Genomic DNA, 15,223 nt, shown 5'->3' with positions numbered 1-15,223 from the left:
TCTTACTTTTCCAATCGAGAGATCGCTCACATGTTGGCACCGAAGCGTCTACTGACCGCACTCGCCCTGACCCTGATCGGCAGCACTGCCACCCAGGCCGCTGACGAGGTGGTGGTTTACTCCTCGCGTATCGACGAGCTGATCAAACCGGTGTTCGATGCCTACACCGCGAAAACCGGTGTGCAGGTGAAGTTCATCACCGACAAGGAAGCGCCGCTGATGCAGCGCATCAAGGCCGAGGGCGAGAATGCCACCGCCGACCTGCTGCTGACCGTCGACGCCGGCAACCTGTGGCAAGCGGAGCAGATGGGCATCCTGCAACCGTTCACCTCGAAAACCATCGACGCCAACATTCCGCTGCAATACCGCGCGGCTTCTCATGCCTGGACCGGCCTGAGCCTGCGGGCGCGGACCATCGCTTACTCCACGGAGCGGGTGAAGCCGGGCGAGTTGAGCACTTACGAAGGTCTGGCCGACAAGAACTGGGAAGGTCGCCTGTGCCTGCGTACGGCGAAGAAGGTCTACAATCAGTCCCTGACTGCCACCATGATCGAAGTGCATGGTGCCGAGAAAACCGAAAAGATCCTCAAGGGCTGGGTCAACAACCTGTCCACCGACGTATTCTCCGATGATGTCGCGGTGTTGGAAGCAATCAACGCCGGCCAATGCGACGTTGGCATCGTCAACACCTACTACTACGGCCGTCTGCACAAGCAGAAGCCCGATCTGGCGGTGAAGCTGTTCTGGCCGAATCAGGGTGATCGTGGCGTGCATGTGAACCTGTCCGGCATCGGCCTGACCAAGTACGCGCCGCATCCGGAAGCCGCCAAGGCCCTGGTGGAGTGGATGACCACGCCTGAGGCGCAGAAGATCTTTGCCGACGTGAACCAGGAATTCCCGGCCAATCCTGCGGTACCGCCGTCCGCGGAAGTCGCCGCCTGGGGCAAGTTCGTCGCCGATACGTTGCCTGTGGAAGTCGCCGGCAAACGTCAGGCCGAAGCGATTCGCTTGATGGATCGAGCTGGCTGGAACTGAGTCTGCGGCTTTAAAGAGCAAAAGATCGCAGTCTTCGGCAGCTCCTACCGGGTGTACACCATCCCAATGTAGGAGCTGCCGAAGGCTGCGATCTTTTTGCGTTTTCCCTACACTTCACGATTTCCCTGCGAGAGACCTCCTTGGCCCACCCCGCCCAACGCCGCTGGTATCCCCTGGTCTTCGCCATCGCTGCGCTGGTCCTGTTGCCCCTCAGCGTTTTGTTGCTGTCCTGGCAAGCCATCGATCATCAAATCTGGTCGCACCTCTGGGACACCCAGATGCCGCGGCTGCTGGGCAACACGCTGACCCTGGTGTTCGGCGTCGGTGTCGGTGTCACGCTGTTGGGCGTCAGTCTTGCCTGGCTCACCAGCCTTTGTGAGTTTCCCGGCAGAAAGTGGCTGGATTGGGCGTTGATGCTGCCGTTCGCCATTCCCGCCTACGTGCTGGCTTTCGTTTTCGTCGGCCTGCTGGATTTCTCCGGTCCCGTACAAACCCTGATGCGCGAATGGTTCGGCACCGGCCTGCGTTTGCCGCGAGTGCGTTCCACGGGCGGTGTCATCCTCGTTCTGGTGCTGGTCTTTTATCCCTACGTTTACCTGTTGGCACGCACCGCGTTCCTCGCGCAGGGCAAAGGCTTGATGGAAGCGGCGCGAGTCCTGGGGCAATCGCCGTGGCAAGCGTTCTGGCGAGTCGCCCTGCCGATGGCGCGGCCGGCCATTGGTGCTGGCGTTGCGTTGGCGCTGATGGAAACCCTGGCGGATTTCGGTGCCGTGTCGGTGTTCAATTTCGACACCTTCACGACCGCCATCTACAAAACCTGGTATGGCTTTTTCAGCCTTTCCACCGCCACGCAATTGGCCAGTCTGTTGCTGTTGGTGGTGATGCTCGTGCTGTACGGCGAGCGCCGTGCCCGGGGTGCCAATCGGGCGAGCAACGAGCGGCCGCGGGTCAAGGCGTTGTATCACCTGCGCGGTTTCAAGGCGTTGGCGGCGATGAGTTGGTGTGGGCTGGTGTTTGCCTGCGCGTTCGTCATTCCGGTGCTGCAACTGGTGGTGTGGTTCTGGCAGCGCGGGCGCTTCGACCTGGATGAGCGGTACGCCGGGCTCATTGTTCATACGCTGTATCTGGGCGGCATGGCGGCGTTGATCACTGTCAGCGTTGCGCTGGTGCTGGCCTTTGCCCGGCGCCTGGCGCCGACCCGGGCGATTCGCTCCGGTGTCAGCCTGGCCAACCTCGGCTATGCGTTGCCGGGTTCGGTGCTGGCGGTGTCGATCATGCTGGCCTTCAGTTATCTGGATCGCGAGCTGGTGATTCCGCTGTCGGGATGGTTGGGCGGAGCCGGAAAACCTTTGCTGCTGGGCAGTCTGTCGGCCTTGTTGCTGGCCTATCTGGTGCGTTTCATTGCGGTGGCCTATGGGCCGCTGGAAAGCAGTTTGGCGCGAATACGGCCATCTTTGCCCGAAGCGGCACGTAGCCTTGGGGTCAGTGGGCCACGACTGTTTTTCAAAGTGTATCTGCCGTTATTGCTGCCCGGCACATTGAGTGCTGCGCTGCTGGTGTTCGTTGATGTGCTCAAGGAAATGCCCGCGACCTTGCTGATGCGCCCGTTTGGCTGGGACACGCTGGCTGTGCGCATCTTTGAAATGACCAGCGAAGGCGAGTGGGCGAGGGCGTCGTTGCCGGCGTTGACGCTGGTTCTGGTCGGGTTATTACCGGTCATCGGATTGATTCGACGTTCGGCGCATCGAAACACCTAGGTGTCAGTCCTACACCTTGAGGCTACAATGCGCGGCATTCGGTGCGGTCCGTCCTACAGACCCGGTCGCTGAAATCGGCTGAAAGCCTTCTAATTCAAGGCTTTCACCCCGTGCAGCACTGGCCCGCACCCTCGCCACGCCCGGAAGGAGAAACCCATGGGACAGCGTACGCCTCTGTATGACCTTCATCTCGCCCTCGGCGCGAAGATGGTCGATTTTGGCGGTTGGGATATGCCTCTGCATTACGGCTCGCAGGTCGAGGAACACCATCAGGTGCGCCGCGACTGCGGGGTTTTCGATGTATCCCACATGACCGTGATCGATGTCAGCGGCGCTCAGGCCAAGGCCTGGCTTCAGCATTTGCTGGCCAATGACGTCGAGCGCCTGCACAGCCCCGGCCGTGCCTTGTACAGCACCATGCTCAATGAGCGCGGCGGTATCGTCGACGACATGATCGTCTACCGCCTCGATGACGGGTATCGCCTGGTGGTCAACGCCTCTACCCGCGATCAGGACCTGGCGTGGATGCAGGCTCATCTTGTCGGTTTCGATGTGCAGCTCATCGAGCGCTCGGAGTTGGCGATGCTGGCCATACAAGGCCCGCATGCCCGACACAAAATCTCTGAGCTGGTCACCCAGTCTCGCGGCAACCTGATCCAGCTACTCAAGCCGTTCGAAGGTCAGCCTGACGGTGACTGGTTCATCGCGCGCACCGGTTACACCGGCGAAGACGGGCTGGAAATCATTCTGCCGGCCGATCAGGCGCCGGGCTTCTTCAACGATCTGGTGGGCGCGGGTATTTCGCCGATCGGGCTCGGGGCGCGGGATACGTTGCGTGTCGAAGCCGGCATGAACCTCTACGGTCAGGACATTCATCAAGACGTTTCGCCGCTGGCCTCGAACATGGCCTGGAGCATTGCGTGGGAGCCGGCCGCTCGTCAGTTCATCGGCCGTGCTGCCCTGGAAGCCGAACGCGCCGGCGGCGTACAACACAAACTGGTCGGTCTGGTCCTTGAGGAGCGCGGGGTTTTGCGCGCTCATCAAGTGGTCCGCATCGCCAATGTTGGCGAAGGGGAGATCACCAGTGGTAGTTTCTCTCCTACGCTTAGCAAGTCGATTGCACTGGCGCGCGTGCCGATGGCGACTGCCGACCGCGCTGAAGTGGAAATCCGTGGCAAATGGTACCCGGTCCGAGTGGTCAAACCGACCTTCGTACGCCATGGCAAAACCTTGATCTAACCTTTTCTGGCGGGCAAAGACCGCTGACAATTTTCTTGAGGACACAGAACATGAGCGATATCCCTGCCGACCTGCGTTTTGCCGAAAGTCACGAATGGGCCCGTCTGGAAGCCGATGGCACCGTCACCGTGGGCATCAGCGATCACGCTCAGGAAGCCTTGGGCGATGTGGTATTCGTCGAGCTGACCGAAGTCGGAAAAGTCTTCGCTGCTGAAGATCAAGCCGGTGTCGTTGAGTCGGTCAAAGCCGCTTCCGACATCTATTCCCCGATAGCCGGTGAAGTGATTGCGGTCAACGAAGACCTGAGCGGCTCGCCCGAGTTGCTCAACTCCGACCCGTACGGTGCCTGGATCTTCAAGCTCAAGCCAAGTAACGCTGGCGATCTGGACAAGCTGCTTGATGCCGCGGGCTACAAGGCCGCCATCGGCGAGTAAGTCTACAGCGTCACCCAAAGCCCCGATCCGTCGGGGCTTTTTATTGCCTGGCAGGTCTGGATCAAAAGATCGCAGCCTTCGGCAGCGCCTACATTGGAATGCGTATTTCTGTAGGCGCTGCCGAAGGCTGCGATCTTTTGATCTTCAAGGGCTCCGAGGCAGTGGCTGCTATGCTGGTTTGACCGTGTTGCATCGACGCTGAGCGCCAGTCCAGAGAGAGCCCGTCATGTCCCAGTTGCCGTCCTTGAGCCAGTTACGCGACCCCAATGCCTTCCTTCGCCGCCACCTCGGGCCCGATGCCGCCGAGCAGCAGGCGATGCTCGACAGCCTCGGCGTCGGTAGCCGCGTCGAGCTGATCGAGCAGACGGTGCCGCCGGGGATACGCCTGAACCGGGCGCTCGACCTGCCGCCCGCCCTCGACGAAGAAGCCGCGCTGGCCAAGTTGCGCGGTTACGCCGAGCAGAACCAGGTCTGGACCAGCCTGATCGGCATGGGTTACCACGGCACGATCACGCCGGCGGTCATCCTGCGCAACGTGCTGGAAAATCCCGGTTGGTACACCGCTTACACACCGTATCAACCGGAAATTGCCCAAGGCCGACTCGAAGCCTTGCTGAATTTCCAGCAACTGACCATCGACCTGACGGGCCTGGAGCTGGCCAACGCCTCGCTGCTGGATGAAGCCACGGCGGCGGCGGAAGCCATGGCCCTGGCCAAGCGTGTCGCCAAGTCCAGGAGCAATCTGTTTTTTGTGGATGAAAATTGTCATCCGCAGACGATTTCCGTGGTGCAGACCCGTGCCGAAGGTTTCGGTTTCGAGCTGATCATCGACACTGTGGATAACTTGAAACAGCACCAGGTATTCGGCGCGCTGCTGCAGTATCCCGACACCCACGGCGAGATTCGCGACCTGCGTCCGTTGATCGATCACCTGCACGCCCAGCAAGCCCTGGCCTGCGTCGCCACCGATCTGCTGAGCCTGTTGTTGCTGACGCCACCGGGAGAGTTGGGTGCCGACGTGGTGTTCGGCTCGTCCCAGCGGTTTGGTGTGCCCATGGGTTACGGCGGGCCCCACGCGGCGTTTTTTGCCAGTCGCGATGAATACAAACGGGCGATTCCCGGGCGGATTATCGGCGTCTCGAAAGACGCGCGCGGCAACACGGCATTACGGATGGCCCTGCAAACCCGTGAGCAACACATTCGCCGGGAGAAGGCGAATTCGAACATTTGCACTGCCCAGGTGCTGCTGGCCAATATCGCCAGTTTCTATGCGGTCTATCACGGGCCGGAAGGGCTCAAACGTATTGCCCAGCGAGTTCATCGATTGACGTGCATCCTCGCGGCGGGCCTGGAACGCCACGGCATATCCCGCCTCAACACGCACTTTTTCGACACCCTTACGCTGGAGGTCGGCGGCACTCAGACGGCGATCATCGAAAGCGCCCAGGCCGCGCAAATCAATTTGCGCATTCTCGGACGCGGTCAGCTGGGTCTGAGCCTCGACGAAACGTCCGACGAGTCCACCGTTGCCAAACTGTTCGATGTGTTCCTTGGCGCCGATCATGGGATCAACGTAGACGAACTGGACGCTGAAACGCTTCCTTCCGGCATCCCTGGCGAACTGCAGCGATCCTCGCCTTACCTGCGTCACCCGGTATTCAGCGCACATCACAGCGAAACCGAAATGCTGCGTTACCTCAAGCAGCTCGAAAACAAGGACCTTGCCCTCAACCAGTCCATGATCCCGCTGGGCTCCTGCACCATGAAACTCAATGCCACCAGCGAGATGATCCCGATCACCTGGCCGCAGTTCGCCAATCTCCATCCGTTCGTGCCAAAAGAGCAGGCGGTCGGTTATGCACTGATGATCGAAGAGCTGGAGCGCTGGCTCTGCGCGATCACTGGTTTCGACGCGATCTGCATGCAGCCCAATTCCGGCGCGCAAGGCGAATACGCCGGGTTGCTGGCGATCCGCAAATACCACGAGAGTCGTCATCAAGGTGCGCGGGACATCTGCCTGATTCCGTCCTCGGCCCACGGGACCAATCCTGCCTCGGCGCAAATGGCCGGGATGCGTGTGGTGATCGTCGAGTGCGATGAAGCGGGCAACGTCGACCTCGATGACCTGAAGGAAAAAGCGGCGGCTGCCGGAGACAAACTCGCTTGCCTGATGGCGACGTATCCTTCGACCCACGGCGTGTATGAGGAAGGCATCAGTGAGATCTGTGAAGTTATCCACAGCCATGGCGGCCAGGTGTACATGGATGGCGCCAACCTCAATGCGCAAGTCGGGTTGGCGCGGCCGGCGGACATTGGTGCCGACGTTTCCCACATGAACCTGCACAAGACCTTCTGTATTCCCCACGGCGGTGGCGGGCCTGGCATGGGGCCGATTGGTGTGCGGGCACACCTGGCGCCGTTCGTGGCCAATCACCCGGTGGTGGCAATTGACGGTCCGTTGCCGCAGAACGGCGCAGTCAGCGCGGCGCCCTGGGGCAGCGCGAGCATTCTGCCGATCAGCTGGATGTACATCGCCATGATGGGGCCGCAACTGGCAGACGCCAGCGAAGTGGCGATCCTCGCGGCGAATTACCTGGCGCAACATTTGTCCGGTGCATTCCCGGTGCTCTACACCGGGCGCAACGAGCGGGTGGCTCACGAATGCATTCTCGACCTGCGGCCGCTCAAGGCTCTGACCGGCATCAGCGAAGAGGACGTGGCCAAGCGTCTGATGGACTATGGCTTCCATGCGCCGACCATGTCGTTTCCGGTGCCGGGGACCTTGATGGTTGAGCCGACCGAAAGTGAATCGAAGGCTGAACTCGACCGCTTTATCGGGGCGATGCTGAGCATTCGCGCAGAAATCACCGAGGTGCAGAATGGCAACTGGCCGGCCGAGGACAACCCGCTGAAACGGTCGCCGCACACACTGGCCGACATCACCGGGGTTTGGGAGCGGCCGTACAGTATCGAACAAGCGGTGACACCGGACGCGCACACCAAGGCGCACAAGTATTGGCCGGTGGTGAATCGGGTGGATAACGTTTACGGGGATCGGAACCTGTTTTGCGCGTGCGTGCCCGTGGATGATTACCGCTGAAATACCACAAGACACGTAACCCTGTGGGGCAAAAAAATGCCGCTCATGTGAGCGGCATTTTTGTTCAGCAGTAAAACTTATTCCGACGCTACGGCATTCTTTGCCAGGATCGCATTCGCCAGTTCCATGTCCGTGGCCTGCAGCCCAGGGTTGTCGGCGCGAACCTTTTGCATCGCGGCTTCCAGGTACGGGCCGCGAATGCCGCCGTCACTGGCAACAAAACTGCCGGCATCGTCCTGTGCGGCAATGATCAGCTTGTGATCCTTGAACGTCAGGTAAGTCGAACCGGTGGTTGCACCGGACGAGATGACGTTACGCCAAAAGCTGTCGGCCATCGCCGAACCGACTGGAAGGGACAACACGGCGATGGTAGCGACAGCAAGTTTGAAACGCATGATGGGTGACTCCACTGGGTTAACTACGGCGTTTGATTGCCAAGTACCCAGCCGAGTTCCATCACCGGTCATTCAGCCGGTTCCACCAGCAAAATGGCGCCTTGCTGTCCGGTCACCCGAACACGGCTCCCGATGACGGCATCCGGGCCACGGGCCATCCACACGCTATCAGCCACTTTGATTTTTCCGCGCCCGTCGACAATCGACTCATGCACCACAAAGGTTTTGCCGATCAGTTCCTGGCCACGCAGGTTGAGGTTCGGCTCGTCACTCTGGCGCACCGCGCTGCGCTGGCGTCGCCACCAATACAGGGCGGTAGCGATCGAGAGCAGGCCGAACAGCAGAAACTGCAGTTCCCAGGACATGTCCGGTGCTACGAATGTCAGTACGCCAACAGCGGCGGCCGCCATGCCGATCCACAGCAGATAGCCGCCAGCGCCAAACACTTCGAGAATCAGCAGCACGGTACCCAATGCCAGCCAGTCCCAGAACGATAAATGCTGCAGGAATGCCCACATAACGTGCCTCAGGCTTTCTTGTTATCGAACGTGGCCTTGACGATTTCGCCGATGCCGCCGACCGCGCCAATCATCGAACTGGCTTCCAGCGGCATCAGGATGACTTTGCTGTTGTTGGCCGAGGCCAGTTTGCCCAGCGCATCGATGTACTTCTGCGCGACAAAATAGTTGACCGCTTGCACGTTGCCGCCGGCGATGGCTTCGGACACCACTTTGGTCGCCTGGGCTTCGGCTTCGGCCTGACGCTCACGGGCTTCGGCTTCGAGGAATGCGGCCTGACGACCGCCTTCCGCCTCGAGGATCTGCGCCTGTTTCTTGCCCTCGGCCGTCAGAATCGCTGCGGCACGCAGGCCTTCGGCTTCGAGAATTTGCGCACGCTTGATCCGCTCGGCTTTCATCTGCCCCGACATCGCCGCCATCAGGTCTGCTGGCGGGCTGATGTCCTTGATCTCGATCCGGGTGATCTTGATGCCCCATGGCGCCGTGGCTTCATCGACGGTGCGCAGCAGTTTCTCGTTGATCCCGTCACGCTGGCTGAGCATCGCGTCCAGCTCCATGGAGCCGAGCACGGTCCGGATGTTGGTTTGCAGCAGGTTGCGGATGGCGTGTTCGAGGTTGTTCACCTCGTAGGCCGCCTGGGCGGTATTGACCACCTGGAAGAAGCACACGGCGTCGATCTGCACCGTGGCGTTGTCCGCAGTGATGACCTCTTGAGGCGGAATGTCCAGCACGCTTTCCATGACGTTGATCTTGCGACCGATACGGTCCATCACTGGAATGATGATGTTCAAGCCCGGTTTGAGGGTGTTGGTGTAACGGCCGAATCGCTCGACCGTCCATTGATAACCCTGCGGCACAACCTTGAAGCCCATGAACAGAATGGCGACCACCAGGCCGACAAAAAGTAAAAGCACGCTACCGATCTGCATAACGATTCCCTGTTGATCATTGAAGTTGCGATCGCAGGAGTGTAACGGCGCGGCTCGGGGATAAGAATCGTTTGTCGGTCTTTGCATCATCAGGAGACATAAAAGGTTTCATTTCTGCTCACTCTGCGGTGTCACCCGCAGCACCTCCTCGATTGTCGTCAACCCTGCAGCTACCTTCTGCGCGCCCGACAGCCGAAGACTGCGCATGCCTTCCTTGAACGCCTGACGCCGGATCGCCAGCAGATCGGTGTCGGGGTTGATCAGTGCTTTGAGGCCATCCGTCAGTTGCATGATTTCGTAGACCCCGGCGCGGCCGCGGTAGCCGGTGTCGCGGCATTCCAGGCAACCGACGGCGCGCTGGGCATTGCCGGGCAGCGGTGCCTGCCAGGGTTTGGTCAGGGTTTGCCAGTCTTCTTCACTCAGCGTCAGCGGTGCCTTGCAGTGCGGGCACAACGTTCGGACCAGTCGCTGCGCCATGACGCCGAGCACCGTGGCCTTGATCAGGTAATGCGGCACGCCGAGCTCCAGCAGTCGGCTGATGGCGCTGGGCGCGTCGTTGGTGTGCAGCGTCGAGAGCACCAGGTGACCGGTGAGCGCGGCCTGGATCGCCATTTCAGCCGTTTCGAGATCACGGATCTCGCCAATCATGATGATGTCGGGGTCCTGCCGCATCAGCGCGCGCACGCCGGCGGCAAAGGTCAGTTCGATGTTGTGCTGGACCTGCATCTGGTTGAACGCCGGCTCGACCATCTCGATCGGGTCTTCGATGGTGCAGAGGTTGACCTCCGGCGTCGCCAGTTTCTTCAAGGTGGTGTAGAGCGTGGTGGTCTTGCCCGAGCCGGTCGGCCCGGTCACCAGAATGATGCCGTTGGGCTGACTCGTCATGTCCTGCCAGCGGCGCAGATCATCCGTGGAAAAGCCCAACTGATCGAAGTCCTTGAGCAGCACTTCGGGATCGAAGATCCGCATGACCATTTTTTCGCCAAACGCCGTTGGCAATGTCGACAGCCGCAACTCGACTTCGCCACCGTCCGGCGTCTTGGTTTTCACCCGACCGTCCTGGGGTTTGCGTTTTTCCGCGACATTCATCCGTCCCAGGCTCTTGAGCCGACTGACGATGGCCATGGTCACCTGTGGCGGGAACTGATAGACGTTGTGCAACACACCGTCGATGCGAAAGCGCACCGTGCCTTGCTCGCGACGGGGTTCGATGTGGATATCGCTGGCGCGCTGCTGGAAGGCGTACTGGAACAACCAGTCGACGATATTGACGATGTGCGCGTCGTTGGCGTCCGGCTCCTGGTCGCTGGCGCCGAGGTTGAGCAGTTGCTCGAAGTTGCCCAGGGTGCTGGTCTGTTGATCGTTGTTGGTCGCGCCACTGACCGATTTGGCCAGGCGGAAAAACTCTACGCTGAAACGCTGGATGTCGACCGGGTTGGCCACCACCCGCTTGATCGGCAGCTTCAGAACGTGGGTCAGGTCGGCTTCCCAGCCTTTGACATAGGGCTGGGCGCTGGCCACGGTCACGGCGTCGCGATCAATGGACACCGCGAGAATCTTGTGGCGCTGCGCGAAGGCGTAGGACATCAGCGGCGTAATGGCCGCGACGTTGATTTTCAGCGGGTCGATGCGCAAGTAGGGCTGGCCGGCCTGCTGCGACAACCACAGCGTCAGGCTTTCCAGGTCAAGGTGTTTGCCGGGACGACTGAGGTCGTCCAGCTGCTGGCTGGCGATGAACTCCAGCGGGTGCAGCTGGCCATTGGCGGCGTGACGGCGGCGGGCGTTGAGCGCGTGCTCGGCCGAATCCTGGCTGATAAAGCCCTGGGCGACCAGCTCGCGCAGCAAATCATTGAGATCCAGCCAGCGGTCCTGAATGGCGAGTTGAACGGACATGCGGGCTCCTCGTGAACAACAGTTCGCAAAGGATAGTCGTGGACCCGCTGACCGTTGGGCCACTACCCGACGAAGCCGTATCGGGTTTTTTCAGCCCGTCGCCTGAGTCGCTTCAACCCGCGCAAAATCAGCCGCTTGCAGTTCAACCGAACAGACGCTGATCAGGTTACGTAATTTTTCCGCAATCACTTGCGCACGGTGCCAGCTCAGCCCGTCCATGACGATGTCGAGCGACAGCCAATCGTCCGTGCGCTGCACGTTGACCTGTTGCGGTGTCAGGCATTGCAACGCGAACAGGTTGAGCGCACGGCACAACAGATCCGGTTCTGCCTCGGCGAGCAATTGATAGTGGACGCGGCAGTGGGCATTGCTGGCGTTCCAGACATCGGCGCGGGTAGGCGGGGTGTTCACGGCTTCGAGATGCGGCATGATCGGTCTCCAAAATCACTGGAGGAATTTTTACATTCGATGCCGGGTATTTCTTATCTATGATGGGTCTTATTGGCGATCTATCGAATCATGTGATTCAACAAAACATTGATTACAGGTTTTTCTATGCAAAGCGAACTGGATGGCTACGACCGCAAGATTCTCGCGCTGCTGCAAGAGGACGCTTCGCTCTCCAGCGCGCAGATCGCCGAGCAGGTAGGGCTTTCGCAGTCGCCCTGCTGGCGGCGGATTCAGCGGATGAAGGAGGAGGGGATCATTCGCGGTCAGGTGACGCTGCTGGACCGGAAGAAGATCGGGCTCAACACGCAGATTTTTGCCGAGGTCAAACTCAACGCCCATGGGCGTTCGAACTTTACGGAGTTCACCGAGGCGATTCGCGGCTTTTCCGAAGTGCTGGAGTGTTATGTGCTGATGGGGTCAGTGGATTTCTTGTTGCGGATCGTGACGGCGGACATCGAGGCGTATGAGCGGTTTTTCTTCGAGAAGCTGTCGATGGTGCCGGGAATTCAGGAGGTGAACTCGATTGTGGCGTTGTCGGAAATCAAGTCGACCACCAGCTTGCCGGTGTTGCGCTGATTCGACAGAGGTTTTTTGTGGCGAGGGAGCTTGCTCCCGCTGGGCAGCGGAGCGGCCCCGAAAATGGGCCTGCTGCGCAGTCCAGCGGGAGCAAGCTCCCTCGCCACAAGGACTTACATGCGCAGCAACATCTTCCAGGCACGGTTCTGATAAACCGCGATCGCCTGCTGCTTGCGCGCATCCAGCGATTCATCGGTGATCGGTTCGTTGGCCAGTTGCGCAAGCTGCTTCAGCTCGCCGTACAGTCGATCCATTTCCGGGATCTCCAGCACGTTGCGGGCATGGTGCAACCAGGCCTGGATGCGCTCGATGCGCGGCAGTTGCTCGGCCAGATCTTCCGGCTGCTGCTGGTAACGCTGCAACTGCAGGGAGGTCGCTTCTTCACCCAGCAAGCGCGGCAGCCAGCTACCCAATTGCGCAGCGCCCTGGCGATTGCCGCGAACATTGCGATCGGCGGCCCAGGTGCGGGCCAGCAACCAGCGCGAGGTATTCAGCGAGAACAGGCCCCAGCGCGGGTCTTCGAGTTCTTCGAGGAACTGCTCCGGCGCGGCTTTACGCACGTCTTCGTCGTCCTGACCGGCCTGTACCAGAGGGCGCCAGTCTTCGAGCAACGCATCCAGTGCGAGGCGCAGGTCGTGTGTCGACTGACGCGGGGCGGCCTGGCCCAGGCTGCTCAGCAGGGCGCGCAATTCGGCGAGGTTTTCGACCCAGTCCTGCAACAGACGCCAGTGGCCGTTGAAGCGATATTGCTCGGCCAGACGCTGGCTGCTGCTCAGCAAATGCCAGCTCAACGCGGCGAACGCGTCGTCCAGCGGCATTTCGGCGCTGATCTGCGGCGCCGGCAGGCTCAACGAATAGCTGTTGGCGTCGTACAAGCGATAACCGCGTTCGGCCTTGCTGATGTCACACGGCATCAGGGCCAGGGTCGCGGCCAGTTCGGCGGCCAGTTCCAGCAGTGCGGCCGGTTCGCCTTCGCGTAGCTCCAGCTCCAGTTCGCAGATTTCTTCTTTCTGCTTGCCGACAACGACGTGGCCCAGGTCCAGCGCGGCTTCGATCACCACTTTGGTCTTGCCACGGCCCCAGGCGATTTCGGCGCGTTCGCGGACGAAATCGGTGGTGAAAATCGGCTTGAGGGTTTTCTTGTCCAGCTCGGCCAGCTCTTCAGGCCAGCATTCGCCATCGAGTTTTTTCACGTCGAGCTTGGCTTTGGGCAGGTTCCAGTCGTATTCGTTACGCTCGGACAAACCGGCGACGCTCTGGCCACGGGTCTTGAGGGTCTGGATCACTTCTTCGCCATCGCGGCGCAGGCGCAGGGCAACCTTGGCGCGGGCCAGGTCACGCTCAGGCGTGTCGAAGTACTGGTTCATCAGTTCACGGCGTTCCCAGCCACTTTTGTTGCGTTTTTTCAGTAGCGGGTGCTCGCGCAGGGCGGCGAGGGTTTCGCGGCTGACGCGGAGTTTGATTTCGGTTTCTTTCTGCATGGCCGGAAAATCCAGGATCGGGAGCGCAGCCGGGGGAATGTGTGGCTGCCAAGGTCGTGCAGTGTACAGGAGTGAACGTTCCTAGGTGCCGCGACGGTTTATTCCTGTCGCCGGATGGTTCTATGATGGACTTCAATTCGCGAGTTGGAGTCAGCGATGCCTTTGCCGTCCATGAAAGATCAGTTCGCTGCGCTGATTGCCACGCCGTCGGTCAGTTGTACCCAGGCCAGCCTCGATCAATCCAACCGTCCAGTGATCGATTTGCTGGCGACGTGGCTCGGCGACCTGGGGTTTGCCTGCGATATCCAGCAGGTCAGCCCCGGCAAATTCAATCTGCTGGCCAGTTTCGGTTCCGGCCCCGGTGGTCTGGTGCTCGCCGGACATAGCGATACCGTGCCGTTCGATGGCGCGCTATGGCAGACCGATCCGCTGAAACTGACCGAAGTCGATGGCCGCTGGGTCGGTCTGGGCAGTTGCGACATGAAAGGCTTTTTCGCCCTGGCCATCGAAGCCGTCCAGCCCTTGCTCGACCAGCCGTTCAAACAGCCGTTGCTGATCCTCGCCACCTGCGATGAAGAAAGCTCGATGTCCGGTGCCCGTGCCTTGGCTCAAGCAGGACGCCCGTTGGGCCGGGCGGCGGTGATCGGCGAGCCGACCGGACTGAAACCGATCCGCATGCACAAAGGCATCATGATGGAGCGCATCGACATCCTCGGTCAGAGCGGCCATTCCTCGGACCCGCGCCTCGGTCATAGCGCTCTCGAAGCCATGCACGATGCCATCGGCGAACTGCGCGGGCTGCGCCTGTTGTGGCAGCGCGAATACCGTAATCCGCAGTTCGGCGTACCGGTGCCGACCATGAACTTCGGCTGCATCCATGGCGGGGACAACCCCAACCGCATCTGTGGCCAGTGCTCGCTGGAATTCGACCTGCGTCCGCTGCCGGGCATGGACCCCAAGATGCTGCGCGAGGAGATTCTGAAGAAACTCAACCCGGTTGCCGAACGGCATCAGGTAAAGATCGATTACGCGCCGCTGTTCCCCGAAGTGCCGCCCTTCGAGCAGGCCGAGGACGCCGAATTGGTGCGCGTCGCGGAAAAGCTTACGGGTCATCGCGCCGAAGCAGTGGCGTTCGGCACCGAAGCGCCTTATCTTCAGCGTCTTGGCTGCGAAACAGTGGTGTTAGGCCCGGGCGACATTGCCTGCGCGCACCAACCGGGGGAATACCTCGAAATGTCACGTTTGCAGCCTACCGTGCATCTATTACGGCAGCTGATCGAACATTACTGCCTGACACCGGCTCAAGCGCCAATGGCTTGAACGCTACCCTTGTAGGCGCAGCCTTCGGCAACTCCTACAGGTATAAATTGCCAATGCCCCAACCCGTATTCATGAGGAGAGCGCGCGTGTCGCCAA

At 60.5% G+C, this 15,223-nt stretch carries 13 protein-coding genes; 7 read left to right on the top strand and 6 right to left on the bottom strand.

Annotation, left to right across the window (positions count from 1 at the left end):
- Positions 1–30: 30 nt before the first annotated feature.
- The 5 genes from ACM6IQ_RS01230 (at position 31) to gcvP (ending at position 7,565) form a co-directional block, all read left to right on the top strand.
- Entirely contained in the window at positions 31–1,035 is a 1,005-nt protein-coding gene (locus tag ACM6IQ_RS01230; protein ID WP_017341381.1) for an extracellular solute-binding protein, read from the top strand.
- Positions 1,036–1,175: 140 nt separating this feature from the next.
- Positions 1,176–2,792, top strand: a complete 1,617-nt coding sequence (locus ACM6IQ_RS01225) for an ABC transporter permease (protein WP_017341380.1) — start codon at positions 1,176–1,178, stop codon at positions 2,790–2,792.
- Between the two features lie 156 nt (positions 2,793–2,948).
- On the top strand, positions 2,949–4,031 hold the full coding sequence (gene gcvT, locus ACM6IQ_RS01220) for a glycine cleavage system aminomethyltransferase GcvT (RefSeq protein ID WP_017341379.1): 1,083 nt from the start codon (positions 2,949–2,951) through the stop codon (positions 4,029–4,031).
- 50 nt (positions 4,032–4,081) lie between these two features.
- The gene (gene gcvH, locus ACM6IQ_RS01215; RefSeq protein WP_017341378.1) at positions 4,082–4,465 is read left to right on the top strand and encodes a glycine cleavage system protein GcvH; all 384 of its coding nucleotides are present in this window, start codon (positions 4,082–4,084) and stop codon (positions 4,463–4,465) included.
- Positions 4,466–4,691: 226 nt separating this feature from the next.
- Positions 4,692–7,565, top strand: a complete 2,874-nt coding sequence (gene gcvP, locus ACM6IQ_RS01210) for an aminomethyl-transferring glycine dehydrogenase (RefSeq protein WP_017341377.1) — start codon at positions 4,692–4,694, stop codon at positions 7,563–7,565.
- A 77-nt stretch (positions 7,566–7,642) separates the two neighbouring features.
- On the opposite strand, the gene ACM6IQ_RS01205 is transcribed toward gcvP, so the two are convergent.
- The 5 genes from ACM6IQ_RS01205 to ACM6IQ_RS01185 form a co-directional block, all read right to left on the bottom strand.
- A complete protein-coding gene (locus ACM6IQ_RS01205) occupies positions 7,643–7,960 on the bottom strand; it encodes a DUF2388 domain-containing protein (RefSeq protein WP_017341376.1) in 318 nt (105 codons plus the stop codon).
- A gap of 68 nt (positions 7,961–8,028) precedes the next feature.
- The gene (locus ACM6IQ_RS01200) at positions 8,029–8,478 is read right to left on the bottom strand and encodes an NfeD family protein (protein WP_414877920.1); all 450 of its coding nucleotides are present in this window, start codon (positions 8,476–8,478) and stop codon (positions 8,029–8,031) included.
- Between the two features lie 8 nt (positions 8,479–8,486).
- Positions 8,487–9,407: an SPFH domain-containing protein gene (locus ACM6IQ_RS01195; RefSeq protein WP_008150402.1), complete on the bottom strand. Its 921-nt coding sequence runs from the start codon at positions 9,405–9,407 to the stop codon at positions 8,487–8,489.
- A gap of 108 nt (positions 9,408–9,515) precedes the next feature.
- Positions 9,516–11,300, bottom strand: coding sequence for a GspE/PulE family protein (locus ACM6IQ_RS01190; protein WP_017341374.1), 1,785 nt, complete (start codon positions 11,298–11,300; stop codon positions 9,516–9,518).
- Positions 11,301–11,390: 90 nt separating this feature from the next.
- A complete protein-coding gene (locus ACM6IQ_RS01185; protein WP_017341373.1) occupies positions 11,391–11,729 on the bottom strand; it encodes a hypothetical protein in 339 nt (112 codons plus the stop codon).
- Between the two features lie 126 nt (positions 11,730–11,855).
- Between ACM6IQ_RS01185 and ACM6IQ_RS01180 the strand changes: the two genes are divergently transcribed.
- A complete protein-coding gene (locus ACM6IQ_RS01180) occupies positions 11,856–12,326 on the top strand; it encodes an Lrp/AsnC family transcriptional regulator (RefSeq protein WP_017341372.1) in 471 nt (156 codons plus the stop codon).
- Between the two features lie 113 nt (positions 12,327–12,439).
- Here ACM6IQ_RS01180 and ACM6IQ_RS01175 read toward each other — a convergent pair whose 3' ends face one another.
- A complete protein-coding gene (locus ACM6IQ_RS01175; protein WP_017341371.1) occupies positions 12,440–13,807 on the bottom strand; it encodes an inorganic triphosphatase in 1,368 nt (455 codons plus the stop codon).
- Between the two features lie 156 nt (positions 13,808–13,963).
- Between ACM6IQ_RS01175 and argE the strand changes: the two genes are divergently transcribed.
- Positions 13,964–15,127, top strand: a complete 1,164-nt coding sequence (gene argE, locus ACM6IQ_RS01170) for an acetylornithine deacetylase (protein ID WP_414877919.1) — start codon at positions 13,964–13,966, stop codon at positions 15,125–15,127.
- Positions 15,128–15,223 lie beyond the last annotated feature (96 nt).

This window comes from Pseudomonas sp. IT-P100 (assembly GCF_949767185.1).
Classification (GTDB): Bacteria; Pseudomonadota; Gammaproteobacteria; order Pseudomonadales; family Pseudomonadaceae; genus Aquipseudomonas; species Aquipseudomonas fluorescens_B.
Note: the sequence above shows the minus strand (reverse complement) of the source record. Positions and strands in the feature narration are given on the sequence as shown.

What these genes read in the sequence shown, in the direction of transcription:
- argE (WP_414877919.1), top strand. Translation starts at nt 13,964, where the DNA reads ATGCCTTTGCCGTCCATGAAAGATCAGTTCGCTGCGCTGATTGCCACG.
- ACM6IQ_RS01190 (WP_017341374.1), bottom strand. Translation starts at nt 11,300, where the DNA reads ATGTCCGTTCAACTCGCCATTCAGGACCGCTGGCTGGATCTCAATGAT.
- ACM6IQ_RS01205 (WP_017341376.1), bottom strand. Translation starts at nt 7,960, where the DNA reads ATGCGTTTCAAACTTGCTGTCGCTACCATCGCCGTGTTGTCCCTTCCA.
- ACM6IQ_RS01180 (WP_017341372.1), top strand. Translation starts at nt 11,856, where the DNA reads ATGCAAAGCGAACTGGATGGCTACGACCGCAAGATTCTCGCGCTGCTG.
- ACM6IQ_RS01200 (WP_414877920.1), bottom strand. Translation starts at nt 8,478, where the DNA reads ATGTGGGCATTCCTGCAGCATTTATCGTTCTGGGACTGGCTGGCATTG.
- gcvH (WP_017341378.1), top strand. Translation starts at nt 4,082, where the DNA reads ATGAGCGATATCCCTGCCGACCTGCGTTTTGCCGAAAGTCACGAATGG.
- ACM6IQ_RS01185 (WP_017341373.1), bottom strand. Translation starts at nt 11,729, where the DNA reads ATGCCGCATCTCGAAGCCGTGAACACCCCGCCTACCCGCGCCGATGTC.
- gcvP (WP_017341377.1), top strand. Translation starts at nt 4,692, where the DNA reads ATGTCCCAGTTGCCGTCCTTGAGCCAGTTACGCGACCCCAATGCCTTC.
- ACM6IQ_RS01175 (WP_017341371.1), bottom strand. Translation starts at nt 13,807, where the DNA reads ATGCAGAAAGAAACCGAAATCAAACTCCGCGTCAGCCGCGAAACCCTC.
- ACM6IQ_RS01195 (WP_008150402.1), bottom strand. Translation starts at nt 9,407, where the DNA reads ATGCAGATCGGTAGCGTGCTTTTACTTTTTGTCGGCCTGGTGGTCGCC.
- gcvT (WP_017341379.1), top strand. Translation starts at nt 2,949, where the DNA reads ATGGGACAGCGTACGCCTCTGTATGACCTTCATCTCGCCCTCGGCGCG.
- ACM6IQ_RS01230 (WP_017341381.1), top strand. Translation starts at nt 31, where the DNA reads ATGTTGGCACCGAAGCGTCTACTGACCGCACTCGCCCTGACCCTGATC.